General features: G+C 31.6%; 27 protein-coding genes and 1 tRNA gene. 17 read left to right on the top strand and 11 right to left on the bottom strand.

Annotation, left to right across the window (positions count from 1 at the left end; genetic code table 11):
- Positions 1 to 11 precede the first annotated feature (11 nt).
- A complete protein-coding gene (locus CDLVIII_RS00405; RefSeq protein ID WP_009167506.1) occupies positions 12 to 1,058 on the bottom strand; it encodes a galactose ABC transporter substrate-binding protein in 1,047 nt (348 codons plus the stop codon).
- A gap of 185 nt (positions 1,059 to 1,243) precedes the next feature.
- Between CDLVIII_RS00405 and CDLVIII_RS00400 the strand changes: the two genes are divergently transcribed.
- From CDLVIII_RS00400 to CDLVIII_RS30970, 7 genes are all read left to right on the top strand, one after another.
- On the top strand, positions 1,244 to 2,575 hold the full coding sequence (locus CDLVIII_RS00400) for a replication-associated recombination protein A (RefSeq protein WP_009167505.1): 1,332 nt from the start codon (positions 1,244 to 1,246) through the stop codon (positions 2,573 to 2,575).
- Positions 2,576 to 2,967: 392 nt separating this feature from the next.
- Positions 2,968 to 3,960 carry a sodium:calcium antiporter gene (locus CDLVIII_RS00395; RefSeq protein ID WP_009167504.1) on the top strand — a complete coding sequence of 331 codons (993 nt, stop codon included), beginning with the start codon at positions 2,968 to 2,970 and terminating at the stop codon, positions 3,958 to 3,960.
- 291 nt (positions 3,961 to 4,251) lie between these two features.
- Complete coding sequence (locus CDLVIII_RS00390; protein WP_009167503.1) at positions 4,252 to 4,734, top strand: MarR family transcriptional regulator; 483 nt, start codon at positions 4,252 to 4,254, stop codon at positions 4,732 to 4,734.
- 201 nt (positions 4,735 to 4,935) lie between these two features.
- Positions 4,936 to 5,505, top strand: coding sequence for a flavodoxin family protein (locus tag CDLVIII_RS00385; protein WP_035301992.1), 570 nt, complete (start codon positions 4,936 to 4,938; stop codon positions 5,503 to 5,505).
- A 137-nt stretch (positions 5,506 to 5,642) separates the two neighbouring features.
- Positions 5,643 to 6,878, top strand: coding sequence for a tetracycline resistance MFS efflux pump (locus CDLVIII_RS00380; RefSeq protein WP_009167501.1), 1,236 nt, complete (start codon positions 5,643 to 5,645; stop codon positions 6,876 to 6,878).
- 513 nt (positions 6,879 to 7,391) lie between these two features.
- Positions 7,392 to 7,583 carry a hypothetical protein gene (locus CDLVIII_RS00375; RefSeq protein ID WP_009167500.1) on the top strand — a complete coding sequence of 64 codons (192 nt, stop codon included), beginning with the start codon at positions 7,392 to 7,394 and terminating at the stop codon, positions 7,581 to 7,583.
- 86 nt (positions 7,584 to 7,669) lie between these two features.
- Positions 7,670 to 7,828 (top strand): hypothetical protein, encoded by a 159-nt coding sequence (locus CDLVIII_RS30970; RefSeq protein WP_186005536.1) that lies wholly within the window; start codon positions 7,670 to 7,672, stop codon positions 7,826 to 7,828.
- 61 nt (positions 7,829 to 7,889) lie between these two features.
- On the opposite strand, the gene CDLVIII_RS00370 is transcribed toward CDLVIII_RS30970, so the two are convergent.
- Both CDLVIII_RS00370 and CDLVIII_RS00365 read right to left on the bottom strand, forming a co-directional pair.
- Positions 7,890 to 8,108, bottom strand: a complete 219-nt coding sequence (locus CDLVIII_RS00370; RefSeq protein ID WP_009167499.1) for a DUF2922 domain-containing protein — start codon at positions 8,106 to 8,108, stop codon at positions 7,890 to 7,892.
- A gap of 42 nt (positions 8,109 to 8,150) precedes the next feature.
- On the bottom strand, positions 8,151 to 8,375 hold the full coding sequence (locus CDLVIII_RS00365) for a DUF1659 domain-containing protein (protein ID WP_009167498.1): 225 nt from the start codon (positions 8,373 to 8,375) through the stop codon (positions 8,151 to 8,153).
- A 236-nt stretch (positions 8,376 to 8,611) separates the two neighbouring features.
- Here CDLVIII_RS00365 and CDLVIII_RS00360 point away from each other — a divergent pair, with 236 nt between their 5' ends.
- Positions 8,612 to 9,136 carry a hypothetical protein gene (locus tag CDLVIII_RS00360; RefSeq protein WP_009167497.1) on the top strand — a complete coding sequence of 175 codons (525 nt, stop codon included), beginning with the start codon at positions 8,612 to 8,614 and terminating at the stop codon, positions 9,134 to 9,136.
- 72 nt (positions 9,137 to 9,208) lie between these two features.
- Here the strand turns inward: CDLVIII_RS00360 and CDLVIII_RS00355 are convergent, their stop codons facing one another.
- Positions 9,209 to 9,757 (bottom strand): TetR/AcrR family transcriptional regulator, encoded by a 549-nt coding sequence (locus CDLVIII_RS00355; protein WP_009167496.1) that lies wholly within the window; start codon positions 9,755 to 9,757, stop codon positions 9,209 to 9,211.
- 370 nt (positions 9,758 to 10,127) lie between these two features.
- Between CDLVIII_RS00355 and CDLVIII_RS29125 the strand changes: the two genes are divergently transcribed.
- Positions 10,128 to 11,072: a hypothetical protein gene (locus tag CDLVIII_RS29125; protein ID WP_009167495.1), complete on the top strand. Its 945-nt coding sequence runs from the start codon at positions 10,128 to 10,130 to the stop codon at positions 11,070 to 11,072.
- Complete coding sequence (locus CDLVIII_RS00345; RefSeq protein ID WP_242835810.1) at positions 11,041 to 11,772, top strand: ATP-binding protein; 732 nt, start codon at positions 11,041 to 11,043, stop codon at positions 11,770 to 11,772. Before CDLVIII_RS29125 ends, CDLVIII_RS00345 begins: the two co-directional genes overlap by 32 nt.
- Before the next feature lie 313 nt (positions 11,773 to 12,085).
- On the opposite strand, the gene CDLVIII_RS00340 is transcribed toward CDLVIII_RS00345, so the two are convergent.
- Positions 12,086 to 13,087, bottom strand: a complete 1,002-nt coding sequence (locus CDLVIII_RS00340; RefSeq protein ID WP_009167493.1) for an SDR family NAD(P)-dependent oxidoreductase — start codon at positions 13,085 to 13,087, stop codon at positions 12,086 to 12,088.
- Positions 13,088 to 13,284: 197 nt separating this feature from the next.
- On the opposite strand from CDLVIII_RS00340, the gene CDLVIII_RS00335 reads away from it, so the two are divergent.
- Together CDLVIII_RS00335 and CDLVIII_RS00330 are read left to right on the top strand one after the other, a co-directional pair.
- A complete protein-coding gene (locus CDLVIII_RS00335) occupies positions 13,285 to 13,695 on the top strand; it encodes a MerR family transcriptional regulator (RefSeq protein ID WP_009167492.1) in 411 nt (136 codons plus the stop codon).
- A gap of 37 nt (positions 13,696 to 13,732) precedes the next feature.
- The gene (locus tag CDLVIII_RS00330) at positions 13,733 to 14,881 is read left to right on the top strand and encodes a metallophosphoesterase (protein ID WP_009167491.1); all 1,149 of its coding nucleotides are present in this window, start codon (positions 13,733 to 13,735) and stop codon (positions 14,879 to 14,881) included.
- A gap of 234 nt (positions 14,882 to 15,115) precedes the next feature.
- Here the strand turns inward: CDLVIII_RS00330 and CDLVIII_RS00325 are convergent, their stop codons facing one another.
- Positions 15,116 to 16,966, bottom strand: coding sequence for an N-acetylmuramoyl-L-alanine amidase family protein (locus tag CDLVIII_RS00325; protein ID WP_009167490.1), 1,851 nt, complete (start codon positions 16,964 to 16,966; stop codon positions 15,116 to 15,118).
- A gap of 399 nt (positions 16,967 to 17,365) precedes the next feature.
- Positions 17,366 to 17,935, bottom strand: a complete 570-nt coding sequence (locus CDLVIII_RS00320; RefSeq protein WP_009167489.1) for a hypothetical protein — start codon at positions 17,933 to 17,935, stop codon at positions 17,366 to 17,368.
- Between the two features lie 204 nt (positions 17,936 to 18,139).
- On the opposite strand from CDLVIII_RS00320, the gene CDLVIII_RS00315 reads away from it, so the two are divergent.
- From CDLVIII_RS00315 to CDLVIII_RS00300, 4 genes are all read left to right on the top strand, one after another.
- On the top strand, positions 18,140 to 18,613 hold the full coding sequence (locus tag CDLVIII_RS00315) for a hypothetical protein (protein ID WP_009167488.1): 474 nt from the start codon (positions 18,140 to 18,142) through the stop codon (positions 18,611 to 18,613).
- Between the two features lie 161 nt (positions 18,614 to 18,774).
- Complete coding sequence (locus CDLVIII_RS00310; RefSeq protein ID WP_009167487.1) at positions 18,775 to 20,052, top strand: hemolysin family protein; 1,278 nt, start codon at positions 18,775 to 18,777, stop codon at positions 20,050 to 20,052.
- A gap of 416 nt (positions 20,053 to 20,468) precedes the next feature.
- Positions 20,469 to 20,918 (top strand): nucleoside deaminase, encoded by a 450-nt coding sequence (locus CDLVIII_RS00305; RefSeq protein WP_009167486.1) that lies wholly within the window; start codon positions 20,469 to 20,471, stop codon positions 20,916 to 20,918.
- A gap of 300 nt (positions 20,919 to 21,218) precedes the next feature.
- Positions 21,219 to 21,311, top strand: a tRNA-Ser gene (locus tag CDLVIII_RS00300).
- Between the two features lie 107 nt (positions 21,312 to 21,418).
- Here the strand turns inward: CDLVIII_RS00300 and CDLVIII_RS00295 are convergent.
- Genes CDLVIII_RS00295 through CDLVIII_RS00280 form a run of 4 tightly spaced genes read right to left on the bottom strand, consistent with a single transcriptional unit; the run spans position 21,419 to position 24,932 of the window.
- A complete protein-coding gene (locus tag CDLVIII_RS00295) occupies positions 21,419 to 22,231 on the bottom strand; it encodes an iron chelate uptake ABC transporter family permease subunit (RefSeq protein ID WP_009167485.1) in 813 nt (270 codons plus the stop codon).
- Entirely contained in the window at positions 22,224 to 23,123 is a 900-nt protein-coding gene (locus tag CDLVIII_RS00290; RefSeq protein ID WP_009167484.1) for a metal ABC transporter permease, read from the bottom strand. Before CDLVIII_RS00290 ends, CDLVIII_RS00295 begins: the two co-directional genes overlap by 8 nt.
- A gap of 1 nt (position 23,124) precedes the next feature.
- Entirely contained in the window at positions 23,125 to 23,967 is an 843-nt protein-coding gene (locus CDLVIII_RS00285) for a metal ABC transporter ATP-binding protein (protein ID WP_009167483.1), read from the bottom strand.
- Positions 23,964 to 24,932, bottom strand: coding sequence for a zinc ABC transporter substrate-binding protein (locus tag CDLVIII_RS00280; protein ID WP_050816219.1), 969 nt, complete (start codon positions 24,930 to 24,932; stop codon positions 23,964 to 23,966). The genes CDLVIII_RS00285 and CDLVIII_RS00280 overlap by 4 nt, the downstream gene beginning before the upstream one ends.
- Before the next feature lie 390 nt (positions 24,933 to 25,322).
- Here CDLVIII_RS00280 and CDLVIII_RS00275 point away from each other — a divergent pair, with 390 nt between their 5' ends.
- Positions 25,323 to 26,702 (top strand): DUF2334 domain-containing protein, encoded by a 1,380-nt coding sequence (locus CDLVIII_RS00275; RefSeq protein WP_009167481.1) that lies wholly within the window; start codon positions 25,323 to 25,325, stop codon positions 26,700 to 26,702.
- Positions 26,703 to 26,781: the final 79 nt, after the last annotated feature.

Genomic DNA, 26,781 nt, shown 5'->3' with positions numbered 1-26,781 from the left:
TACTCATTTCATTAAGGGCTGATATATTTAGTGTAAGGAATACTGAAGGCAATTCCTGTTTCATCAAACTTATAATCTGTATTTTCGAGAGGCGGATGGCCATAAACTAAATTCATGCCAACAGCATAAAGCGCTTTAGCCCAATCAGATGGCTCTATTAAAACAGTTCCAGTCATAAAACCTTTTTTTATTAATTCTTTAGATTCCGGTATTCCTCCAGTACCAACAACAGGTATGTATTTATTTTTATCTCCTGTATTATATCCGTATTTCTGCAAGGCTTTAACAGCACCTACGGCCATAGAATCGTTATTAGAAAGTATGGCTTCAATTTTATTACCATATTTAAAGATAAGAGATTCGGTAGCATTTTTAGCACATTCCTCATTCCAGTTACAAGTAATTACAGCAAGCTTTTGTGTTTTTATCCCTGCATCTTCAATTGCAGAAATAGCATATTTAAGCCTATCATTTGCCATGAGATTATTAGTTTCCCCTTGAAATGCAATATACTGGAGTACGTTATCATTATTCTTATCTAAAATCTTTTTATTTTTATTCCATTCATCTATAATAATTTGCCCTTGAAGAGTACCCGTTTGCTTTGGATCTGTTGTTATAAAAATAACCTTTTTATAAGTTTTAATATTAGATAAATTCTCTGGTGGGGAAACATAAAATAAAATTATTGGAATATTTCTCTGTCTAGCCCTATCAACGACATTTTGTATTGTACTTTCCGTTGGATCTACTAAATTTATTAATATGAGGTCATAACGACTTTTCGTTGCTTTATCTAAATTTGAATTTTGTACGGCTTTATTATCCTCTCCATCGAAAAACGAAAATACAATCTTATCTGGATTCTTATTTTGAATATCTTCTAGAGATTGCTTAATAAGAGCTATGTGTGGGTTGCTATAATCATAAAACAGTACAGCAGCATTAACAATGGATCTTGAATTAACATCTGGATTGGCATATATATTATTATTTTGAGAATTATAAATCATTGTAAAAGAGAAAATAAATGCTAATATTTTTGTAAGCTGCTTCATTGTAAGCCTCCAATTACATTAAATGTTTTATAATAGCGTTAGCTTTTTTAGTTGAATTTATTCTATATGTTGACTTTAATAAATAATAACTATTTTTATGACTATTGAATTATTAAAGAAGCAGGATTATAATGTTTTAAATAGAACATATGTACTTATATTTTTAAAGAAATTAGGTGTAATAAATGGAATTTATGCAGGGATCTCTTTTTGAAAATATGAATAAATCACCTTTGGCAGACAGAGTTAGGCCAAGAACCTTAGATGAATATATTGGCCAAGATCATATCCTTGGAAAAGGAAAGGTATTAAGACAGCTCATAGAAGCTGATAATATCACTTCTATGATTCTTTGGGGACCTCCAGGTGTTGGGAAAACTACTCTTGCTATGATCATAGCAAATAGGACTAATGCAGATTTTATTACCTTTAGCGCTGTAACCTCAGGAATAAAAGAAATTAAAGAAATAATGTCAAAAGCGGAACAAGGAAGAATGTTGGGTACTCGTACTGTAATATTTGTTGATGAGATTCATAGATTTAATAAAGCTCAGCAGGATGCTTTTTTACCTCATGTGGAAAAAGGGAATATAATTCTCATTGGAGCTACTACAGAAAACCCATCTTTTGAAGTTAACTCAGCTTTACTTTCTAGAAGCAGAGTGTTTGTACTTAATTCTTTGCAAAAGGAAGACATTATAAAATTATTAAAAAATGTATTAAAAGATGAAAGAGGCTATGGGAATAGGGATATTGATATTTCAGAAGAGCTTCTTAGTCTAATAGCTCTATATTCTAATGGTGATGCGAGAACTGCACTTAATGTACTTGAAATGGCAGTAATGAGCGGTGAGTTAAAGGGCAGATCAACAGTAATAAGTAAGGAAATTGTTGAAGGGTGTATTCAAAAGAAAGCATTATTATATGATAAAAATGGAGAAGAACACTACAATCTTATTTCAGCTCTACATAAATCTATGCGTAATAGTGACCCAGATGCAGCAGTATATTGGCTGGCGAGGATGCTGGAGGCTGGTGAAGAGCCTTTATATATAGCAAGGAGACTCATAAGGTTTGCCTCAGAGGATATTGGACTTTCTGATCCTAAGGCTCTTGAACTGACAATAGCAGTATATAATGCAGTTCATTATCTTGGTATGCCCGAGTGTAATGTGAATTTAACTCAGGCTGTGGTTTACTTGTCTGTAGCTCCTAAATCCAATGCTCTTTTTAAAGCTTATGAAAAAGCTAAAGCAGATGCTCAAAGTACGATTGCAGAAGGAGTACCACTTCATCTTAGAAATGCACCAACAAAGTTAATGGCAGAGCTTGGTTATGGTAAGGGCTATAGGTATGCTCATGATTTAGAGGATAAAGTAGTTAATATGCAGTGTCTGCCTGAAAATCTTAAAGCTAAGCAGTATTATAATCCAACAGATCAAGGACTTGAAAAGAATATAAAGGAGCGATTAGAGCTTATTAAGAAGTTGAAGAACAAGGGCAGAAGTATTTATTAGAATATATATCCTACAATAATAAAATTACATTTGATAGGTCTATAGGTTAAGTAAATATCAAGATATAAAATGAGTAAAACTAAGTATAGCATATATACATGGAGATTTTATAAAAAATAATATGTAAATATATAATAAATTTAAAATCTTTGCAGAATATAAATATAGCTATTATAAAATTGACGCAGTGCTATAGATATGGTATATTTTGTTATATAGTATATTTTATATTTGCTTTTTATATAGGCAAAGGGGAGTAGTTTATTAGATAATGTCAACATATTGGTGTTAAAAGCCTGGCATTATCCACAGAATTGTGAAGCAAGACCTTTGGCGTATTTTTATAGTACGCTTAAGGTCTTTTTTATTCTATATTTTTAGGAGGATTTTAAATGATTATTGCACTTATTATTATGCTTGCTTCGGCAGTTTTAATTTATTTTAGCTGTGAATTCTTTGTAAATGCTATTGAATGGGTTGGAAAGGTGTTTAATGTTTCACAAAATGCTGTAGGAACTGTTCTTGCAGCCCTTGGTACTGCCTTGCCAGAAAGTGTTGTTACTTTAATTGCTGTAGTTTTTGGGGCGAATGCCAGTCAAAAGGATGTTGGAGTTGGAGCAGCGCTTGGAGGACCTCTCGTTTTAAGTACACTTGCTTATGCTGTTGTAGGAATAAGTATTATCATCTTTAGAAAAAAGAGAAAACTTGGAAGTCATCTTGAAATTAACGGTAAGAAATTAGGGCGTGATCAGCTTTGGTTTCTATTTATTTTTACTTTCAAGGTTGCCTTAGGATTTGTTGCATTTACAATTAAACCTTGGCTTGGAATTTTATTTTTTATAGCTTATGGAGTATACTTCTTTACAGAAATGAGTAGAGAAGGTGAAAAAGTAGAAGAGAAGCTAGAACCTTTAAAGTTTGCACCTAAAAAGGTAAACCCTTCTAAGTCAGTTATCTTATTTCAAACTTTATTTTCTTTGGCTTTAATATTTGTTGGTTCACAATTATTTGTACATAATTTAAATACCTTTAGTGTTTATCTTGGTATTCCAGCCCACATTGTTGCACTGTTTTTAAGTCCAGTAGCTACAGAGCTGCCAGAGATACTCAATGCTGTTATATGGGTTAGACAGGGAAAGGAAAACCTCGCTCTTGCAAATATCAGCGGATCCATGATGATTCAAGCTACAATACCTAGTGCGTTAGGTATTATGTTCACCTCATGGATATTTGATGAAAGCCTTGCATTTTCAGCAATAATAACCTTTATTGCTATTTTATTTTTATACATGACTTTAAAAAGAGAACATTTATCAGTTAAACGCTTATCTCTTGTTTCTCTGTTTTATGTAGTTTTTGTTATAGGAATGATATTTATAGTATAAGTATTTATATAAATTTTACTTTTGTATTGCTAATTAAGTACATACTTAATATTTATTAACTTATAATTTGTAATATATATGCTGCAATTAAAAATTTACAACTCTTAATGCAGCTTATATAGTAAATTATCATTAAAATCTATACAGTATATAAGCTAAATTTATAACTTATGCTTCTAGCTCTTTTTTCACGTAGAGTTCACTTCTTAAGATAATTATGTTAATATTGTTGAAGTAGAAACAAAAGTTTAATATAATGTTTTTAGTTTACAAACGAGTGGAGGATAGGTCATGAATAAAGAAGAACAGGTCATGAGTGGTTTCAGAGAATTATTTAACAAAATGGCTTGGCTTAATAAGTTTAAGATGGAAGACAGTTTTCAGGATTATAAGTCTTCTGAAGTACATTATATCGAATGCATTGGAAGAAATGTAGATTCCAACGTGACAAAACTTGCAGAATCCCTTTATATGACTAGGGGTGCCATAAGCAAAATGACCAAGAAGCTCATAAAAAAGGGTACCATTGAAAGTTACCAGAAGCCAGATAATAAGAAAGAAATTTATTTTCGTCTTACTGAAGAAGGCCAAAGAATTTATGAACTCCATGAAAAACTGCACAAAGAATTTCAGGAACGGGATAAAGCCGTGTTTGAGCAAGTGACTGATGATGAATTTGACAGTATGATTAAGTTTTTAGAAAACTATAGCAGGCATTTGGATAAAGAAATGAAGAAGATGAATATAGATACTAAGTCAGATAAATTTGAATAATTGAACCACAGGCAGCCAAACTCTACTTAGAATAGGCTGCATTTTTATTGCTATTATTTTGTTGACAAAGAAACAAAATGATGATATGATGATTTTGTTGACAGGGAAACAAAAATACCTGTTACGAAAGGATGATTTAAAATGAACACAGAAAATTCAAAACAAACTATAGATAAATCAGATGTACAAGGAGGAAAAGGAATGAATATTATAGGAATTAATACTAGTCCGCGAAAAGATGGCAATACTGCTTGGATAGTAAATAAGATACTTGAAGGTGCTAAAGAACAAGGTGCTGAGACTCAAGTCTTCAATGTCAGCGATCTTGATATCAAACCATGCCGTGGATGCTGGGCTTGCCATAATAGTGATAAGGGGTGTGTTATCAAAGATGATATGCAGAAACTTAATGCTGCAATCGATCGTGCAAATGTCATTGTTTTCGGTTCACCTATTTACATGATGCAGATGAGTGCTCAAGCTAAGACATTAATCGATAGGCTGTTTGCACGATTTTCTCCACGATACTCTCCATATTTTCAAGAAGAAAGTGCCGCTGAAAAAAGATTAATTCTTACGTTTAATCAAGGTAATCCTGATTCAGAACTGTTCAAGTCATATATTGAGTATACAAAGCACATGTTTGAGCTCTTGGAATTTGATGTTAAAGATGTACCTGTTGTTACCGGCTTGAGAAATGGACCAGCTAACGAAAGAGAAGATCTGAAGGCTATGTTAAAGGATGTAGGTTCATCGATTGTCTTGAAATAATTACTGTAATAATAAGGACATTAGGTGTTTTTGCCCATTCCTCCATATTGGAGGGCTGGTCAAAAATACCCAATTTGTCAAACGTAAAGTACGTTTCTTATGGAAGCAAAATAATAACTTTTGAGAGGAGGATTTAAATGTCTAAATTTAGATCACATAATATACATAACACAGAACAAACAATAGATAAGAATGCTCTAATATTTGGTCTTATATCTGTATTTCTTTGCGGATTAGGCTTCACTATAATAGCACCTGTTGTACCATTCTTAGTACAGCCTTATGTAAGCAATCCAGGAGAGCAAGCCATAATTGTTACGCTGCTCACTTCTGTTTATGCAGTCTGCGTGTTTTTGGCGGCTCCAGGACTTGGAGCTTTAAGCGATAAATATGGCCGTCGTCCAGTACTCTTAGTATGCCTTTTAGGTTCCGCAATCGGATACTTAGTTTTTGGAATAGGAGGTGCTTTATGGATTCTATTTGTTGGACGTATAATAGATGGCATAACAGGCGGAACCATAAGCACTATCTTCGCATATTTTGCGGATATTATTCCGCCTAACCAGAGAACCAAGTATTTTGGCTGGGTGAGTGCGATTGTAGGTGTGGGTACTGTCATTGGACCTACTCTAGGAGGACTGCTTGCTAAGTTTGGTTATTCTGTACCTATGTATTTTGGAGCAATAATAACTTTACTAAATGTTGTTTATGGATTATTTTTTATGCCTGAAAGCCTTGATAAGAATAATAGGCTAAAGGAGATTACCTTTATAAGATTGAATCCATTTATACAGCTTTCGAGCATACTTTCCATGAAAAACTTGAAAAGATTGCTTGTATCAGGATTCCTGCTTTGGATACCAAACGGATCTTTACAGGCGGTTCTCTCACAATTTACAATAGATACTTTTAGTTTTCAGCCTGCACTAATAGGACTTATGTTTTCAATTATAGGCTTCCAAGATATTATTTCACAAAGCCTCATAATGCCAAAGCTCTTGATGAAACTTAGTGATAAACAGATAGCAGTTCTTGGAATGACTTCGGAGATTATAGGTTATGGTTTTATTGCAGCATCTGCTATGCTTTCTTTCTATCCTCTTTTTATTGTTGGAATGTTCATATTTGGTTTTGGTGATTCCATCTTTGGACCTTCGTTCAATGGAATGCTCTCCAAGTCTGTGGATTCTAGTGAGCAAGGAAGGATTCAAGGAGGCAGCCAGTCTATTCAGGCTTTAGCAAGAATGATTGGACCCATCATTGGAGGTCAAATCTATGTGTCACTTGGACATGCTACGCCTGCTTTTATGGGGATTATCCTTATAGCAGCAGCAATATCAGTTTTGCATAAAGGTACGTATACAAATATATAAACAGTTACAAGTTAGGGATGAAACTCAAAGAGAAAGTTCTAGAAACTAAACATAAAAGAAAGTTAAATTACATGCACAATTTAACTAAGTTCGATAATTCAAATATTAAATAAAGAAAAACACACATAGGGGATATGTGTGTTTTTCTTCGGTTCTATATTTATTTATGGGTCTATATTTATGAAAAAAAGATTTACAAAATCTATACTCTTATTATAGTAATACATTGTGTCAAAATTGTGACAAATTTTTATCTTTATTAAAATTTATATTAGGAAGCTCTTTTTTTATTATGATTATACATTTATGATGTTAATTATGTATAAACAACTTCTAAACTTTATATAACAAATATGTAAGCTCCTGCATGGAATAAGGAGAAGAGAATTTAGTCAATAAAGATAGGACTTAAAAAGATACTTTAAATATACTAGAACTTATATATAATAATAGATAAAGACAAGCTTCTTTTAAAATATATGATTTTATCATTGCATATAAGAAGGTGAAGATATGGATAATAAAGAAATTGATGATCTGTTTTTCAAACTATATGGACAAGAGAATTTAGCAGAGGAATATAAAGAAGCAGCTAGAAAATCAAATGCATATGCTGGGATTAGAATATATATAAAGCTGGAGGAACTTATGAGCAAGGTTCTTGGTAAACTCGAAAAACTAATTATAAAATTATATAGGAAGTAAAGTAAGAAGTTAGTTTATATGCAAAATTTCTAATAGAATATATTAAATCACCTAGAACTATATATGCCGCCGGCTTATGTATTAAAATGTTTGAATTACTAACTAAAACCGAACTAATAACGGAAGTTTCTTATGATCTAAGAACTCCATTTACTGATCATATTACTTATTGCAAAATAAAAATAGAAGGCAGTCTTTTTGATCCGCATCCTATCTGCTTGACATGGTGTGGTTCATTTTTATAGACAGCCTTCTATTTTTTCAGTTATATAAGGTACGTTTAAAATTAATATCTTTTTAATGTGACTAAGCTACATCATATTTAGTAACTTGTCTTTGAGTTATTTGAGCACCGGATTTTTTAACGAAATCACCAGAATTAGTTTTAAAGATATTCTTGGCAATTAAAGTGTCCATAAGTGCATTTATCTCATCTTTGGCAAGGTTATCTCTAACGCCAGAGATGCTTAAAGTACTTTTTTCACCATCTGCAGTTAAAAAAGTCATAGCTAAAGCTTGTTCCATTAAATTCACCTCCAATCCTTATTAATTTACAGTATTAACAGACTAAGCAGTGACAAGGCTAGAAGATTCATTAATAAAGCAATCTCTAGTCTTAGAATCCAAAACACCTTTTATTGCTTCAGCAACATCGTAGATGTTTTCAGGAGCTGCATCTGTCTTCACATTGGAAAAAGTCTTTTTAGCATAGATTGGATCTCCAGATTTATCTACGCTTTTTTGAACCTCAATGCTTAAAGATGTTGTTTGAATTGATTTTGTTACAGCCATGATTACTACCTCCTTTACTTTGTTTTCATAAAGGATATATGGATGTTTTTTAGATTTTACATAAAAAATCTCCTTTATTTTAAAATTTTTTATAGATAGGATCGGTTCTTAATTAGAAAAAGCAAAATATTTAAGGTTATGAATTTTTATAGGGAATAAAATTTTTTGAAATAACTAACTATAAATAAGAATTAGTTTCTAGAAGAATACAATTTCTATAAAAAGGAGAGCTAATAATGAGAAAACAAGTGAAGAGATTAATAATATTTATATTACTTTTGACCTTTTCAATAGGAAATCCAGCATATGCACAAGTTAAAAGTGCACCTTTTGGACCTAAAGTAACAGATTTGAAGGATAAAGAAGGCATCCTTAATAATTTTCAGCAGATTAAAACCATACGTTCTAATTTAACTGTAATTGACATAAGTCCAGATCTAACAACAGAACAATTACAAGCAACAAATACAAATATTCAGAATTATATTCAACAGATGCAGGGAGTTAGAGAAAATTTGCAAAGGAATGCAAACACATATAGAGATTCTTTTGCAGATGTGTTTTTTTCAGAACAGATTATGCTCATTGCGGACAGCTACATTATAAGTCTTAGGAATCAACAACTTGTAATAAGGTCAATAGAAGCTAATGTACAAGAAGCAAAAAAATTATTTTATTCAAGCTATATGATACCTGTATATTATTATCTTACTTTAGGAGATCAGATGGCAGCATATATAGATGTTTATTTTGTTGTATAGGAATAAAATCACCGGCACATGAAGTAAAATATACTGGCATATAGGCTGTTATTTTACTTCATGTGCCTAAGACTAATTATGTATAAATTCAGAGATGACTTCAGCCATATGTTCGTCACTTTCCTTCATGCCACCTTTAGCCCATTTAATCAGTACATTATATAATCCACCAGCCATATATTCAATCCAAAAGGATTGTTTTTCTGGAGAATATGATTTGTCGCAGGAAGTCTCACTAGATAGGGTGTAGAGAGAATCAATGCATTTTTCAAGAAGCATATTGATTAAATTTGATTTAATTAAATTCGAAATTAACTTCTCATGTTTTCTAAAATAAGAGAAGTATAGGCGGAGATTTTCAATGTTATTATTATCATCTGAGATGCTGCAGCTTAATATTTCCTTGGAATATTCTTTAAAAAGCTCTTCAAGATAAGTTCCTATTATATCTTCTTTCTCATCATAATTTCTATAAAAGGCCATTCTTGAAACTCCAGCTTTTTTAGTTATTTCCGTAATAGAAATTTCTTTAAAGTCCTTCTTTTCCATTAAAATCATAAGAGCAGTGAAAATACTTTCTTTGGTTAGTATATTCTGCATGTTATTAGTTCTTTTTTCCATAACAATATCCTTTCTTTTGTGCTGCTTGACTAATATGCGGATGAAGTGTTTTATAGCTAACATTATACTATATTTAAATTAAGGTTACAATTGTAACACTAAAATTGATAAGATGATTATTATAGTTTAAACAAGTCAGCATTATTTAAACTTTTATTATTTAAAAACAGAAAAGACGATAAAAAATATCGTTGACAACGATATATGATTGCCATATTATGTAAGAGTAGAGATGATTTTTATTTAGGGGGATGAGATAAACATGAGAATAAAATTGAGTATATATTATTATGAAAGCAGCTAAGAATTGCTAACAAATCAGGTTGTAAAAAGTATTTTAGAATAACTTTGAAATAAAGTAGGTGATATTGTGTCGATATATAGAGCAAAACATAAAGGGAATTTTACGCAGATACTAAATGAGATATTAACAGATGAAAATTTAAGTTATGGTGCAAGGGGACTTATGGCCTATGTGCTGGCGCATCATGATAAATGGACATTCACTGGAGAATATTACTTTATAACTAAAAAAGATAAACTCTCTAAAATAAAGGGTTACTTAAAGGAATTAATGGAAGCGGGATATTTAAAAAGATATCAGGAAAAAGGAAATAAAGGTGAATTTGGTAAGATGTCATATATTTTTTATGAGCTGCCTGAAGCAGTCCTGTCTATAGCAGAAAAGCCTAAATTAGTGGAAGATAAATTACAAAAGGACAGGTATATAAAGCAGAGCTTAAAATCGAAAGAATTAGTATCGGAAGAAGTAATAAAGAAGAAGAAAGAAACAGAAGAAAGCCTTATACAATCAGAACTTATACCGAAAGCAGATTTACCGTTAACGGTAAATCACACACTTAATAATACTAATAATAACAATACTGATATAAATAATATTAATATATATAGTCATTGGAACAGTAAAAAAATAATAGTTCATAAAACTTTTAGTATTGATATAGAAAAAGCAATAGCAAAGGCATTAAAAAGCTATTCAGAGGACAAAATTATTCAGGCGATAGATGTTTATAGTGAAATACTAAAGAGTGAATTCTATTTTAGTTATAAGTGGAGTTTAGTTGATTTTTTAAGCAGAAAAAATGGAATAAGCACGTTTATGGAAGAGGGAAGCAATAAGGTTAATTATGAAGTATGGAAAAAGGAGAGTGAAGGCAGTGGAAATAGCAAAAGATTTACCCAAAGGGATAGAGGAGTGTTTAATGAGGGTGCAGAAGATATTAGAATCGAACTCCCAAAACGTGAATTTACCCACTATACAAATGAAGAACTCACAGAATTTGGAATCGACTAGATGCATATTATGTGATGATACAGGCTGGATATATCACAAGGAAAGACATTCATATTCTAAGTGCAATTGCAGCAAGGCACAGTTTGCAATAGAGCAGCTGGCAGCAACAGGACTTGGAACACGTGCTATTAAAAAATCTTTTAAGGATTTTGAACCATGGAATTCTAAGGTTAAAAATATGAAGGATATTGCGACTAATTACTTTTTAGCCTTTGATACCATTAAAGATGAGGCGGGTAATTCATTGGCTTTGCTTGGTGACAGTGGAGCTGGAAAGACGCATCTTTTAGTTGCACTAATCAATAATTTTGTAAGTAAGAAGAAGAAAAAGGTTGTGTACATGAGCTATATAGATGCAATCACAGAATTGAAGCAAAATGTCTTAAATGGTGATATATATCAGAGGATAATCAGAAAATATAAGAATGCTGAAATATTAGTCATAGATGATTTGTTCAAAAATGGGTATACAGAAAGTGATTTAAGGATTACCAGTGAAATCATAAATCATAGATATATAAATAACCTGCCTATAATGCTTAGCAGTGAATATTTACTGAAGGATTTAATTAATATTGATAAAGCAATTGGCGGGAGGATTAAAGAAATGTCACAAAATTATCTATATGAGATAACAGGGGTTGAAAATAACTATAGAATGAAAAATAGCTGCACTATAGATTTCCAAGTTAAGAAATAGATTTATATATTTGGACAAGTATTTTAATCTGTAGTTATTAGGCAAATGTATATGTCAAAATCTTTACTTTTATATCTATAGTAAGCAAAATTAGAAACTTATGAAATTACTAACTTTAATTTGAATAAGCAATTCTATAAAAAACCAGTTGCTTCAAATTATTAAAACAACTGGTTTTGTAAATGTAATTTATTAGAGCTGGTTTGTATTTTTATTTCACGTACATCCAATCTAGTAATTAAATGTATTTACTTATGAGTAAACTGGAGGGAAATAATAGATACCAATAATTAATATAGGGAACTATTATTTCTTAAAATGTAAATTTCACGCCAGTGAGTTTTTCACTTAGCTGCCAAAGCTTCTTTGCATAATCAGGGTCAATAGCCCAAGGACGTACCCCATTTGCTTTTACGCTATCTGCTGGAACAGCTTCTGCAATATTGCAGTCTTCGCAATATACGCCACCCATTTCATTTAACTCATCGTTTGTAGCACACCATACAGAAGTAGCTGCACCCTGCGCAATTGTTTTAAATTCGTTTGCCTGCTCATTGGATGAAGATTTTTTGTCATTGTCTGCAGCTTTGTTATCAGTTTTAATTTCTTGCTTAGTAATTTTTCCAGTATCATTAAATCTGCCAAGGTCTGTAGTAGGAATTAAGCCAGGGTGAACTGCAAAAGCTCTCACACCATAATCTCTTCCAAGTCTGTCAAGCTGAACGGCAAAAAGTATATTAGCTGATTTAGATTGAGCATAGCTTTTCCATTTATCATATTCTATGTGTTCAAAGTTTGGATCTTCGAAATTAACTCCGCCTAGACGTTGAGCTCTTGAAGAAACTGCAACAACCCTTGCATTACCAGATTTTTTAAGTGCTGGCCAAAGTCTTGCTGTTAATTGAAAATGACCTAAATGATTAGTTGCAAATTGAGCTTCATAGCCTCTTTCATCTCTCATTAGCGGTGAGGCCATAATTCCAGCACTGTTTATTAGGATATCAAGCGGTCTGTTAGATGCAATAAATCTTTTAGCAAAGTCATCTATAGAAGCAGGATTCATAAGATCTAAAGTTTCTAGTTCTATATTTGGAATTCTATTTACTGCCTTCTCTGCTTTTTCAATAGTTCTAGCTGGTACTATAACTGTAGCTCCAGCTTCTGCTAAAACTTTAGCTGTTTCAAGGCCAATTCCTGAATAGCCTCCAGTAACAATTGCAGTTTTTCCATGTAAATTTATATTACTTATAACGTCCTTAGCTGTTGAGAAAAAGTCATATTTTGAGTTTATTGGTGCTTGAATAGTATTTTCCATGTATTTTTCCTCCTTTTAGATGAAACAATTCATAAGAGAAGTTAAAATCTCTTACCATGTCCTCAGTATATTTCTTACACTGCACTGTAAGTCAACATATAATTTAAAAAAATATTGATTTATAATTAGTTTAATTCTTATAATTGTTACTATACTAATTGATATAAAATTTATAGATTATTCTTAAGGAGATAATTATGAGCTATTCAATAAAAGAGGTATCACAAAAATTAAATATATCGGCATATGCATTAAGATATTATGAACGTGAAGGATTATTGCCCTTTGTTAAGCGCGATAATAACGGCAGAAGAATATATACAAATGATGATTTGGGATGGATTCAGCTTGTTAACTGCATGAGAACCATGGGAATGTCTATTGCATACATAAAAAATTACGTTAAACTTTGTGTTAAGGGAGATGAAACCAAGGCGGAAAGAAGAAATATTATTCAGGATCAAAAAGATTTGATACAAAAAGAAATAAAAAAATACACTGAACTTTTAGAACTTGTGAATTTAAAATTAGATTATTATGATGAAAAAATCTCTAGAGATGAATTTAAGGAAATTATGCTTAAGAAGGATAGGCATGATTTAATATAAGATTTTGTAATCTATGAGGATAAGGAGCTGTATGAGCATGGGATTTTATTTTATTATAGGTGCAGTAATAGCCCTGTTTGGAGGTATAAACTATTATATTGGAGCCTGGCTTTGGAATACTATATTTATAGAAATACCTTTTGTAAGTGAAAATGTATATTGGATTATTTTCTCTTTGCTTGTAGTAGGGAGCTTAATAGGAGTAATATGGAACCGCTATTTGCCGCGTTATTTGCGGAAGAGCTCTTATCTAGCCTCTTCGTATTGGTTTGGGTCAATGGTCTATCTCACAATATTTATTACTATATTTAGGATAATTGGGCTACTTAATAAGAGTATAGATATGGATTTTATTAGTTCCTTCAATGCTGGTCTGCTGCTGCTTGTTATTGTTTTAGGTCTTCTTGCTTATGGAAGTATAAATGCAAAGAATTTAAAAGTAACTTCATATGATATAGAGATTCCTAAAGAAGCAGGCACTTTGGAAGAACTGCACGTAGCACTTTTATCAGATATTCATCTTAGCAGTCTGCAGGATAAGGGCATGAAAAAATTAGTAGATAAAATTAATTCAATAAAGCCTGATATTGTATTAATTGCAGGTGACATTATAGATGCTAACCGTGATATAGATTCCAAGGAGCTTGAACTTAAGGAATATAATTTTAAAAAGATAAAGAGTACATATGGAATCTATGCTTCTTTAGGAAATCATGATTACGATGATAAAGGTGATTCAGCATACCGCATAGAGAGATTTAAGCAGGCGGGAGTTAATGTGCTTAGGGATAACACTATTAAAATAGCTGATAGTTTTTACATTATAGGAAGAGAAGATAAATTTTATGAAAGAATCAGCAGGCAGAAACGTAAAAAGGTATCCGTGCTAATGGAGGATATAGATAGAAAGCTGCCTATTATTGCTTTGGATCATCAGCCTGTTGATTTAGAAGAAGCAGAAGAAGCTGGAGTAGATTTGCAGCTATCTGGACATACACATAAGGGACAGATGTTTCCTTTTAGCTTGATTACAAATAAAGTTTTTAAAGTTGATTATGGTTATTTAAAAATGAAGGAGCTTCAAGTTATAGTGTCCAGTGGTGCAAGGACATGGGGACCACCTATAAGAATTGGCAGCAGTTCAGAGGTAGTAGATATAATAATACATTTTACAAAGAAATCATAATGAAGAAAAGAGTTAGGGAAACGCAGTGAGAAAATAGTTAGTTATAAATTTAATTCTCATTAAAAATCCTTATAAAAAAGAGTTGCTGGAAGCATCCACTTCCAGCAACATACAAAAAATTTAAGAAAGAAATTTGGGAATTTTACTTGAATTTCCGCTAAGAGCGTGCAGAAATTCAAGCTTTAAGATATTTATTATAGGTTTATTTTATAATTTATAAGCTGTTCAAATTAATTATCCGATCCAAGCTCCTGAAGCTCCTAATTTGTAACCATCAACAGTTGTATTAGCAAGCATAGCCCCTGATGAATTTAAGAAGTACCAAGTACCATTATCATTTACCCAGCCAGTAGCCATAGCCCCTGATGATTTTAAGAAATACCAAGTACCGCTGTCATTTACCCATCCAGTAGCCATAGCCCCTGATGAATTTAAGAAGTACCAAGTACCATTATCATTTATCCATCCAGTCTTCATAGCGCCTGATCCATTTAAGAAGTACCAAGTACCGTTGTCATTTAACCAACTAGTAGCCATAACACCATCAGCCTTTAAGTAATACCAAACACCACCATCGTTAACCCATTTGTTAACAACTTTAGTACCAGTTGAATCGTAGAAGTTCCAAGTTCCATCTGCTAGCTTGTCCCATCCAGTTTTTGCTGGATCTACTGGTGTAGTATCTGAACCACTTTCACTAACAGTTGAGTAGATATCTCCATCATCTTCCCAAGTGATTAAATTATCTGCATCATAAACGCTTATAGAATCTAATGAAGAGTCACAAGAATAAACTTTAGTCATTTCATTATTTTTGAATTCATAAATTTTACCTTTAGCAACAACCCATACATTTCCATTAACGTCGATGTCATAAGCATTTCCGCTGTCTTTTACATCAACATCATCAGAATCATCTTTTTCAGCTAAATAAACATCAACTTTTTCACTTGTAAAGCTTGTAGGCTTAGCAGATTCAAATTTAACTTTATCTTTCTTTAAGTTGATAGATGTTACTTTAACATTATCACCAGAGTGATTTATAGCTAATAATTGTCCATTAACTACTGAAAAAGTATCTGTGCCTTCAATTGCACTATACGCATCATCCGCATCTCCAGAATCGAATACACCTTTAGTTACTTCATAAGAAGCTACAGTCTTTGGAATGTAAGCATCATCCTTCTTATCGCCTTGTGCTTTAGATATTTTTTGAATATATGTGTGTGTTGTTAAAACAGCGGCATTACCATCTATAGAAGCTGCAGCAGCCGTTGTTGTTCCAACTAAATCTCCAGTACCTGCTGCTTGGTCATATATATTAACTTTTACCTTAACGTAGAAATTATCTTTATCTTGAGTTAAAAGTTCTGGAGCAGCAGCTAATGTAGCTGATAACTTACTATCGTTATCTACATCAGTATAGTCGTTAGTGAAATCTTCTATTTTAACTACCTTACCTTTTTGTGAAGAGTAAGCATAGATGTTTGCTGTAGTAGAAATATCTATATATTTACCTGATTGATTAGTAAATCCATATAATTTACCGTTGAATGTATAATCTTTTCCGTCAGCGCCATCTAATGGAGTAGCTTCATATGAGTACCATACATCACTAAATTTTGGTCCTTTGTCAGCTCTTTCTAAATTAATAGCACTTGATTCTAATTGTCCATATCTATCAGTTTTTCTTAAATTTGTTCTTAATTTTGATGTTGCAGTATCTAAGTTATCAGATGGAGTAGTGTCATCAGTTACAGATCCATTTGATAAGTCAATTAGATATTCATCGCTTCCATCTTTTGCAAAAGCGTATTTTGTATCATATGAACCTTCAAGATCAGAATCTTCAACATCATCTAAATACTTATCTTTACCGCCTGCATTATAGTAGATTCCATCATCATCATCATCGCTCTTATATCCTTGATATAAGTATTTACCATCACTAAATGCTACAGCACTTTCAATAGTACCATCCATAGTGCTTAATTTTTGTGTATCAGCAGCCATTGCTGGAACCATTGATATCATAGATGCAGCTGCAATTAATAATGCTGCTACTTTATTCGCTCTTTTTAACATAATAATCCTCCCTGTTTTATATAAAAATAAATAGTATTAAGTTTTTAAAATAAAAATAAAGCAATATTTAACTCTCTCGTTATATTATACAAATGTAATAAATACATTTTGGTACTTTTTTTGAAAAAAAGTCGAAAAATAATATTAAAAGAGGTTATTAATATTGCTTTATATAATATAATACAAATGAAAAATTCAAACTTAGTACTTTTTTTATAACTAATTTAAGCTTTAAGATAGAATCCTTGAACTTAATATCCTCCAATTATTCAAATATGAAATTATTAAAGTTAGTATCCCATAGTGCAAAGGCCAGAAAGTATTTTAAGGCATTAAAATAACAGGCATATCAGTAAGTTTATTTATACTAAATATGCCTGTTAAGTAAATCTAATATACTTATATATCTTCAGGGATAATAGGATTGAGTCCATCTTCAAGTGGATTTATTGTAACCTCTGTTTCAAAACTTTTAAGAGGAGTCTCAACAACTAATTTATAGCTTCTAGAATAAATAATTGGGTCAAAGTTCTCAAAAACAGCATAACCGTTTAAGGAAGTGAGTGGAGAAATACTTGTATTTTGAAGAATATTTTCGGAGGAAATATCTATGCTGATAGATTTAGATTTATCTTCATTAGATAAGATGATTTTATCTTCTTCATAATAAGGTTCAAGTTTTGGAATTGAAGCTATGTAAGTTTTGGATCTATCAATTAGTTTTATATTTGTAATATCAATAGGTTTCATTGACATGTTCTCTATTTCTAAATTTATGATTGCAAGTTTGTATTTATTATTACAAAAGCAAAAGCAGTAGCTTTTTAAAATATCGTATGAGATTTTTAATTTAGGAAGGGTTTCTGAACGTTTTATAAATTTCACAATAAGTAAAAAACTATCTACTGTTAAAAATAATAGAAATATGAGAACTAAAATATTCGAATTTGATTTTATAAATGAAATCATTATTATTGCCACCTTTCAAGAAAATTTTATCATATATTATTGAAAAAATAAAAAGGATAAACACTAAATAAATGTGACATCTTACAAAAATAAAAAACCAGATATATTTTGACTAAAACACTTGATATAATTTACTTGAAAATATTTTCAAATATTTTAAAATATTAGTATAGGAACATAATCTTGTGAAGGGGAGCGGGAAATATGGAGGTAGTTTTAGAACAATTTATACCATCAGATAGATCTAAAAGAATAAGCAATATGCTTAAAAATTTAGCGATTATTTTTGGTGTGGCTGCAATATTATTTGTTTTAGGATCTATTATAATTGGACTTGCATTAGCAATAGCTGCTGCAGCACTTTTTGTAGGAAGTTACTTTATGTATATTGATTTTGAATATGAGCTATATAATGGTGATATTACTATAACTAAGGTATACAATGCAAGTAGAAGAAGGGTTGCTCAAAAGATTAATAAAGGTGAGGTTAAAAGAGTATATTTAACAGAAAGAAAAAATGCATTTAGAAAAGGAACAGAAGCATACTATAACAGTAACATAAATGGATTTAATATATATACTTTTGAATTAAGCAATAATAAAGTAATTCAATTGGCCCTAAATGAGGAATTAGAAAAGATAGTAAAAATAGCTTATGTCCAGAAAATGAGATTTTAAAATTAAATTAATTTGTAAATAAAAAAGAATGATTTAAAATTCTTCCTAATACATATATTATTAAATAAATGTTAAAATAGTGGAATTATATTACTTTTATTTATATTGTGATATAATAGAAATTACAAATAAAATTTGAGTTATTAGGAGAGTGATCATTTTTGGACCCCATTTATACGTGGCAGTTACTTAGCTTAGTTTTACTAATTGCAGTATCAGGTTTTTTCTCGATGTCAGAAACAGCATTAATGTCTTTAAGCAGAATGAGATTAAGGCATATGGTTGAGGAAAAAGTTCCTAAAGCTGAACTGGTTGAAAAACTTATTGAAGATCCAAGTAAACTTTTAGGAGCAATTTTAATAGGAAATAATGTGGCAAATATTGCAGCATCGGCAGTAGCTACCGTGCTTGCGACTGATTTGTTTGGCGACACAGGAGTTGGAATAGCAACTGGAATAATAACGATTCTAGTATTAATTTTTGCTGAAATAACACCAAAGTCTATTGCAAAACAGAGAGCCGAAACAGTTTCTTTATTGGTTGCTACACCCATAAAATTTATAGTAATAATATTTAAGCCTTTGGTTTATATATTTACTTCTATATCTTCACTTTTTACTAGAATTTTTGCAGGAGATGTTAGTGAGGACAAGTCTTCTATAACAGAAGAGGAGTTAAGGACTATAGTTGGAGTAAGTGAAGAAGAGGGTGTTTTGGAAAATGCTGAAAAAGAGATGATATTTAATGTAATTGACTTTGCAGATCTTCTTGTAAAAGATGCAATGGTTCAAAGGGTTGATATTGTTTCAGTGGATGAAGAAGCAAGCTATGATGAAGTCATGCATATATTCAAAAACGAACAATTTTCAAGAATTCCAGTCTATAGAGAGACCATAGATAATATTATAGGTGTATTGAATGTTAAAGATCTTGCTATGGTTGAAAATATAAGAGAAGATTTTAATATTTCAAAATATATAAGGGAACCATTATATACTTTTGAATTTAGAAGAATCGTGGAATTGTTTAAAGAAATGAAAAGAACAAGAAATCATATGGCTGTTGTATTAGATGAATATGGCGGAACTGTAGGATTGATTACAATAGAAGATTTAGTAGAAGAAATAGTTGGAGATATTGAAGACGAATATGATGAAGAAAAGCATCCTATTGATTTCATAGATGATAATGAATATGTTGTTGATGGAAGCCTCAGACTTCATGATATAAGTGATTTAGTAGGCTTTAATATAGATTCAGATGAATTCGATTCTATCGGCGGAATCATGATAGGTGAACTTGGAAGAGTTCCGGAAAAATATGAGGAAGTTACAGTAAATGGTGTAAAGCTAATTGCTGAAGAAATAGTGAAGAATAGAATCAAAAAAGTTAGAATGATTATTAATATTGAAGAAAAGCAGGCGGCTAATGATATGTGAAAGATAGACAAGCATGAGCGCAAGTTTTTTGGAAATGACTAGATAAATTAAGATAGGAGGGGTATATTTCTAAGAGATTAGAAATACCCCTTCTATTTGTTTAATTATTTTTATAAGGTTGAAAATTATAATTAGACATACATGAGTATAAAGCGTATGATTTTAATTACTATACTATATGCAATAAGATGTAATAGTGATAATAATATTTGTAATGTGCAGATTTTATTTTAGGTGAAATTAAGCAAGTAAGTGGCAATTATAAGTGATGAATGATAAGTGGGAAGAGACAATTTTTAGGAAGAAAAGCTTTCAGCTTTTCTAAGGATATGTTTTTAGAAATCCATTTCGTGGATTTTATTATTATCTTATAACTAATCACTTGTCACTAATAACTAACTAAAGGGTGGTGGATTATGAATGACTTTTTGGAATTAGCTAAGGAAGAAGCAAGGATAGCGATGAGTAAGGGGGAGATTCCAGTAGGTGCAGTAATTGTAAAAGATGGAGTAGTTATTGGAAAAGCTCATAATTTAAAGGAAACTTTAAAAGACAGTACAGCTCATGCTGAAATTTTAGCAATTAAAGAAGCTTCAAAGTATATTGGAGACTGGAGGCTGGGTGGGACTGAAATGTATGTTACCTTAGAGCCATGTCCAATGTGTGCCAGCGCAATTGTTCAAAGCAGAATATCTAAAATTTATATAGGAACTTTTAATAAGGATATGGGAGCATGCGGATCTGTAATAAATCTCTTGGACGATATGAGGCTAGATAATTTTGTAAGTACTAAATGGCTGTATGATTCTGAATGCTCAAAAATGCTAACAGAATTTTTTGACAACAGGAGAAAAAAAGATTTATAATAATAGGTGGATTAGTTAACAATTAACAAATGATGATTGGCTTGAAACGAAAGCCTATTAGCTATATACAGGATGCTCAAAGAGAAAGTTTTAAAAAAGAAAGTGTAAAATACTCCTAGATGAAATTTATGTTTTTAGCTGTTTTGGATGCTCACTTTTAAACTCTCACTTTTGGAGCATCATTTTCCTTTTAAGGGCTTTTTGGTTGCTATAGATATTCGGCTTTTAACTTAGACTTATATGACAACTTACTGAAATCACATATATTTGTATAAGAATTAAAATTAAATAAGAAGATAAGGAGAGATGGCCGAGGGGTTTAAGGCGGTGGTCTCGAAAACCATTGTACCTTTTTATGAGGTACCGGGGGTTCAAATCCCCCTCTCTCCGCCAAGGTATACATAAAAAAGTACCTTAAAGTTTAGTTTTACTTGCTTTAAGGTACTTTTTTATCCAGGTTAGGAAGTCTAATTATAATAATTAAAGGAAACTTTCTGTATTTAGTTACTTCCAAACTTTATTTTGCTGGTTATTCTTGAAAGAAAATATATTATCCCTCCAATTGTTGAAACAAAAAATCCAATTGGCCATCCTGAGTAATATGCTAAAGTTAATGATATCCATACTGAAGATACAGAGAATATCAGAGATAAAGCTATGACCAATTTGGGATTGCTTGTTATATAAGCACTTGCAGCAGTAGGAACTACAAGTAAACTAAAGCAGAGTAATGCACCAACTATTGGTACAGTAGCTGCGGAAATTAATCCTAGCACTATCATGAAAATCCCTTCTGTTAATATAACAGGTATTCCTCTTGATTCAGCAACATCTTTAGAAATAGAAACGAGTAGAAGCGGCCTATATAAAAGAACTATGATTACAAGGCAGATTAATCCCAAAATCGATGTTTGGAGCACTTGTTCATAGCTGATTCCTACGATTTGACCGAAAAGTAAAGCATATGCTCCAGCTGCATATTTATTACTCAAGCCCATGAATAGTGCTCCTATTCCAAGAATAACAACTAGGCTAAGGGCAGTAATTATATCATTACGTTCTTTTTTACTAAAAAGTCCAATTATTATTGCACCGCCAAGCACAAATATAGATAAGCCATACATAGGATTAATATTAAATAATATTGCACCAGCGCCTCCAGAAAATCCAGCTTGAGGTAATGCATGAGAAGCAAAAGAGTCTCCCCTGATAACCACAAAAAAACCAATAAGTGCACAGAGTATAGCTATTATTGTTCCGCTGATCCAAGCATGGATCATAAATGTATCTGTAAATAGTCCAAGGTTATTCATTGGATATCATCCTCCCTTTTTTGATTTTCTGAAGCATGGAGAATTGCTCCTTTATTCTGGAAAGTATATAAAAGACTAACACAAGAACAGATATAAAAAAGCTTACAGGCCACCCTCTTCCATTAGGAGGCCAATAGAAGCTGTCATAAGCTAGAAGAATTCCAAGGCATACACTTAAAATTCCAATAACAGCTGATAAAAGCATGGCGAAATTCATTTTATGTGTAAGCCTCATGGCTGCAGCAGCAGGACCAATTAAGAGGGCACTGCTTAAGAGAGAACCCATAATGAGTGAGCCTTCTTCAACTACAAGAGCTAATAAAATTATAAATACGATGCCTATTAAACGAACATTAATACCCATAGTTTTTGCAAGGTCAGTATCTATAGAGCATAGTAAAATAGGTCTATAGAAAATAGAAAACACAAAGATAGTAGCTACTGTAAGAAATGCTACTATATATATTGTGGAATGGCTAATGACGAAAATAGATCCAAATAAAATCAGCATAGGTTCACTTGCCTTTTGAGTGAAGTGAGTATCAAAGTATAAAAATAGTGCCTGCACTCCTAAAGCAATTGAGAGTATTACGCCTGTAGCTAAGTCTTTTTCTTTGGCTTTGTTACCTAAAAGCTCTACACCACAAGCTGCTAAAACTCCAAAGCCTAAAAAGCCCCACAATGAATTAATTCCAGATAAAAATATAATAGCTGCACCTGCACCGCCAAAATCTGCAATTGCATGAGCTGCAAAAGTTTGGCCTTTAATAATAACAAATACTCCAATAACGCCAGAGATGGCAGCAACAATGCTGCCAAGAATTAAAGCGTGTAAAACTTGAATACTTTCAAAAAAACCTGGTGCAAATAGAAAAGTTAAAAAATTTTTCATGTTAGAACCCCCGAGTTTTATAGTGTCTATCATATGAATAAGCATCTATGTTATTAGAGTATTGTTCACCTAATACTATAATTCGCCCTTTTATATTTAAAACTTCTACTGGGTAACCATATAGTTTGCTTAATACATCACTTTGAAAAACTTCATCCACTTGTCCCATTACAGCATTTCCATCTGCTAAATATACAACCCTGTCCATTACACCTAAAAGCGGATTCATATCATGTGCTACCAAAATTATAGCTATGCCTCGTTCACGGCCTATGCGTGATACCAAATTTATTATTTCATAAGCGCTTTTAATGTCTAGGTTTGATAGCGGTTCATCTAGAAGCAGTACCTTGGGATTTGTAAGCAAAGCTTGAGCAATAAGAAGTCTTTGCTGTTCCCCGCCAGATAGTTTTCCAGCAGGTGCATCTGCATATCTCATGGCATCTACAGCCTCTAATAGTTCATTTACAATTCTTTCTTTCTTTTTACTTGGAAAAGGAATTCCAAACTTATGTCCATCAAGGCCAAGAGCTACTAAATCCCGACTTCTTAAAGGAACGTTAGGATCTAAAAATATTTTTTGAGGGACATATCCAATTAGATGTTTTGACTCTTTTTCTTTATCATTAAAGATTGTCACTTTCCCATTTGTTGGCTGTAATAGACCTAAAATTACCTTTAACAGTGTAGATTTTCCCGCTCCATTAGCTCCAATAAGGCCAATGAATTCTCCTGGATACACGTTAATATTCACATCTTTAAGTACTAAATGTTCACCAAAGCTTACTTTAATGTTATCAAGAGATAATATTGGGTTAGATTTTAATGTATTTGTATTTATCATGAAATTTTCTCCGTAGAAACGCCATCTTTTAAAGCTTTAATTATGCTTTCAGCTTCAGTTTCCATCCAAGTTTGATATGTGTGGTTTGGAGGCATAGTTTCATATACACCTACAATTGGAATATTATTATCTTTTGCAAGTTGTAATAGGGCAGTAGTAGAATCATCAATAGCCTGTTGATTATATAAAAACACCTTTACTTGTTTATTCTTTAAAAGATTTTCCTGTATCTGCACATTTTGTGGAGAAGGATCAGTATCATTCATTACTGATGCTTGGTAATCCCATGGAGTTTTTATGTCTAAATTAGCAGCTTCTAGCAGATAGTCAGCTACAGGCTCAGTAACAGCAACACCTGCATTAGCATAGGAATCCTGAATTTGTTTTAGATCATCATTAAAAGTTTTTAAGGAGTCATTAAATTTGTTTAAATTACCTTCAAAGTAATCCTTTTGGTCTGGCAATTGACTTTCTAGATTTTCAGCGATAAGCTTTGCAACTTTTGGCATAGTGTCAGGCTTATACCAAAGATGTGGATTTTCTGTGTTGTCACCGTAGTCAAGAGATTTAGCCACATCAATTATTGTTCTATTTGAATTGGAAGCACTTGATTCAAGCTTGTCCATAAAATCATCATAACCTAGACCATTTTGAACGATTAAGGTTGCTATACTCACGGCTTCTGAATCTTTAGTATCTGCTTCATAAGAATGGGGATCTGTGCCAACATCACTCATAATAGAGGTTACTGATACATAGTCTCCACCAATTTGTTTTATAACATCAGCGTATTCATTTTCTGCACCAACGGCTTGGATTATTTTATCATCACTCTTTGGGCTAGATTGGTTAGAACTCGAAGAAGAGCTTTGAGCACAGCCGGCTAAGCCTAAAAATAATGAAAGTGAAAGTGCAGATAATTTCAATACACTTTTAGTTTTGATAATAAGATTACATTGTTTCATTCTTGCACCACCTATAAAAAAAATGTAAATGCATATTGTTTGCATTTACATTTACCTTAATCCTCTAAGTTTTATTTGTCAAGACTTTTAAAAATATTATTTATAATGGAGCTTAGGAAATTTTATTATATATATTTATAGAATAATAAAAAAATAGAGACAAACTTCATATTTTGTTGTATAAATTAATTTGTAAGAGGTTTAGCAGCAGAAGTGAAGCTATATACCTCGCAGAAGTATTTCGATGGAAAAATTAGCAATAAACTATTTTTATTGAAATAAGGTAAAACTAGGAAAGTATAAAACCTTTGTGACAAATAACTGTAACAAAGTTGTAATATAATATGTATTTGGAATTATATTTCATACATAAAAGGAGAGATTAAAATTATGCAAAAGAAAAGGAAAGCATTGACTTTCGCTATTTTAACAATGATATTATCTATATTTATGTTTTTTCATTCTATTTTTTACTATAAGTTTTTTAGTAAAGATCCAACTATAATAAATAATATGGTTTATGCCAGTTCGCTTCCAGATAATGGCTTTAAATCAGTATATACTCCAAAGCTTAAATTTGATGATGAGCCTATAAGCGAGGTTAATAATGTAACCTTAAATATTTTAAACGAAACTAACATTACAGATGTTCCTATGCTGCTTAAGGCACAAAGATACTACATCCCTCTTAGTTTTATTTGCAGCAAATTAAACTATACGCTTGACACTTCAGATAACAAAATATCATTATACAACAATGATAATAAAATTTCTCTAACTCAAAATTCCTATATTAAAAATTCTAATACAGGCTATCTTCGAGGTAATTTAATAAATAAGGATGATACTAATTATATTTCAATTTCAGATATAGAAAAACTATTTAATTTAATTGCTGTTTTTGATTTTAAAAATAATAGTATCAGTTTACTTGATAATAATGTTAAAGCACCTAATGAAGAGCCAACATCTTATAGTGACAAAGTTGCCTTAATCAGATTAGAAGACTTCGGCTGTGGCGGCAATTATGCAATAGATAAAAACCAAGCAAAAATAAAGTTAATGGCTAATCTCTTATATTCTCAAGGAATGAAATTTCATGTTAGCTGGATTCCTAGATTTGTATCGCCAGCTGATAATATTGATAATGATTTGTTAACAAATAACAACATAACAAATGTAGGTTTTGTTGATCTTTTAGATTATTTTATCAATAAAGGTGGCGAAATAGGACTTCATGGCTACACTCATCAGCATGGCAATGAGATAAGTGGAATTGGTGAAGAATTGGCGAAGGATGTAAATGATACAGAGGCGGAAACGCGTAGTGTAATTGAAAAAGGGATTGACACCGCAAGTGCCTTAAATATTCCTATTTCTTATTATGAGAGTCCGCATTATTTAGATACTGAACTTCAAAAGAAAGTAATTGCAGATTACTTCCAATTTGTATATGAACCTTTTAATGGTACAGATAATACCAATATATATAATTTAAATGACACTAACTTATTTGTTCCAACACCTTTAGGATATGTACATGATTCAGATCCTTCATCTATAATTAGTGGACTAAAAGATGAAAACCCTGATATACTTCATAGTTTTTATTATCATCCATTTGTTGAACTTAAATATGTAGATTTTAATACTAACAACAATAAACTTAATGTAACCTATGATGAAAGTTCACCACTGCAAAAAATAACTAAAGCCCTTGAGGATGATGAGTATACTACAATTCATATTGATGAACTCAAATCTAATTAGATTTGAAAATTTTAATGCAGACTAAGTTTTAACATTTAAATTAAAGAGAGCCATCAATAATTTGAATAGACTTTGTTGA

This window comes from Clostridium sp. DL-VIII (assembly GCF_000230835.1).
GTDB lineage: Bacteria > Bacillota > Clostridia > Clostridiales > Clostridiaceae > Clostridium.
This window is presented reverse-complemented; position numbering and strand designations above follow the sequence as displayed.

What these genes read in the sequence shown, in the direction of transcription:
- CDLVIII_RS00275 (WP_009167481.1), top strand. Translation starts at nt 25,323, where the DNA reads ATGCAAAAGAAAAGGAAAGCATTGACTTTCGCTATTTTAACAATGATA.
- CDLVIII_RS00370 (WP_009167499.1), bottom strand. Translation starts at nt 8,108, where the DNA reads ATGGAACAAGCTTTAGCTATGACTTTTTTAACTGCAGATGGTGAAAAA.
- CDLVIII_RS00305 (WP_009167486.1), top strand. Translation starts at nt 20,469, where the DNA reads ATGAATGACTTTTTGGAATTAGCTAAGGAAGAAGCAAGGATAGCGATG.
- CDLVIII_RS00280 (WP_050816219.1), bottom strand. Translation starts at nt 24,932, where the DNA reads ATGAAACAATGTAATCTTATTATCAAAACTAAAAGTGTATTGAAATTA.
- CDLVIII_RS00390 (WP_009167503.1), top strand. Translation starts at nt 4,252, where the DNA reads ATGAATAAAGAAGAACAGGTCATGAGTGGTTTCAGAGAATTATTTAAC.
- CDLVIII_RS00325 (WP_009167490.1), bottom strand. Translation starts at nt 16,966, where the DNA reads ATGTTAAAAAGAGCGAATAAAGTAGCAGCATTATTAATTGCAGCTGCA.
- CDLVIII_RS00340 (WP_009167493.1), bottom strand. Translation starts at nt 13,087, where the DNA reads ATGGAAAATACTATTCAAGCACCAATAAACTCAAAATATGACTTTTTC.
- CDLVIII_RS00290 (WP_009167484.1), bottom strand. Translation starts at nt 23,123, where the DNA reads ATGAAAAATTTTTTAACTTTTCTATTTGCACCAGGTTTTTTTGAAAGT.
- CDLVIII_RS00380 (WP_009167501.1), top strand. Translation starts at nt 5,643, where the DNA reads ATGTCTAAATTTAGATCACATAATATACATAACACAGAACAAACAATA.
- CDLVIII_RS00400 (WP_009167505.1), top strand. Translation starts at nt 1,244, where the DNA reads ATGGAATTTATGCAGGGATCTCTTTTTGAAAATATGAATAAATCACCT.
- CDLVIII_RS00355 (WP_009167496.1), bottom strand. Translation starts at nt 9,757, where the DNA reads ATGGAAAAAAGAACTAATAACATGCAGAATATACTAACCAAAGAAAGT.
- CDLVIII_RS00335 (WP_009167492.1), top strand. Translation starts at nt 13,285, where the DNA reads ATGAGCTATTCAATAAAAGAGGTATCACAAAAATTAAATATATCGGCA.
- CDLVIII_RS00405 (WP_009167506.1), bottom strand. Translation starts at nt 1,058, where the DNA reads ATGAAGCAGCTTACAAAAATATTAGCATTTATTTTCTCTTTTACAATG.
- CDLVIII_RS00320 (WP_009167489.1), bottom strand. Translation starts at nt 17,935, where the DNA reads ATGATTTCATTTATAAAATCAAATTCGAATATTTTAGTTCTCATATTT.
- CDLVIII_RS00330 (WP_009167491.1), top strand. Translation starts at nt 13,733, where the DNA reads ATGGGATTTTATTTTATTATAGGTGCAGTAATAGCCCTGTTTGGAGGT.
- CDLVIII_RS00385 (WP_035301992.1), top strand. Translation starts at nt 4,936, where the DNA reads ATGAATATTATAGGAATTAATACTAGTCCGCGAAAAGATGGCAATACT.
- CDLVIII_RS00285 (WP_009167483.1), bottom strand. Translation starts at nt 23,967, where the DNA reads ATGATAAATACAAATACATTAAAATCTAACCCAATATTATCTCTTGAT.
- CDLVIII_RS00360 (WP_009167497.1), top strand. Translation starts at nt 8,612, where the DNA reads ATGAGAAAACAAGTGAAGAGATTAATAATATTTATATTACTTTTGACC.
- CDLVIII_RS30970 (WP_186005536.1), top strand. Translation starts at nt 7,670, where the DNA reads ATGTTTGAATTACTAACTAAAACCGAACTAATAACGGAAGTTTCTTAT.
- CDLVIII_RS00315 (WP_009167488.1), top strand. Translation starts at nt 18,140, where the DNA reads ATGGAGGTAGTTTTAGAACAATTTATACCATCAGATAGATCTAAAAGA.
- CDLVIII_RS00345 (WP_242835810.1), top strand. Translation starts at nt 11,041, where the DNA reads ATGAAGAACTCACAGAATTTGGAATCGACTAGATGCATATTATGTGAT.
- CDLVIII_RS00295 (WP_009167485.1), bottom strand. Translation starts at nt 22,231, where the DNA reads ATGAATAACCTTGGACTATTTACAGATACATTTATGATCCATGCTTGG.
- CDLVIII_RS00365 (WP_009167498.1), bottom strand. Translation starts at nt 8,375, where the DNA reads ATGGCTGTAACAAAATCAATTCAAACAACATCTTTAAGCATTGAGGTT.
- CDLVIII_RS00375 (WP_009167500.1), top strand. Translation starts at nt 7,392, where the DNA reads ATGGATAATAAAGAAATTGATGATCTGTTTTTCAAACTATATGGACAA.
- CDLVIII_RS00395 (WP_009167504.1), top strand. Translation starts at nt 2,968, where the DNA reads ATGATTATTGCACTTATTATTATGCTTGCTTCGGCAGTTTTAATTTAT.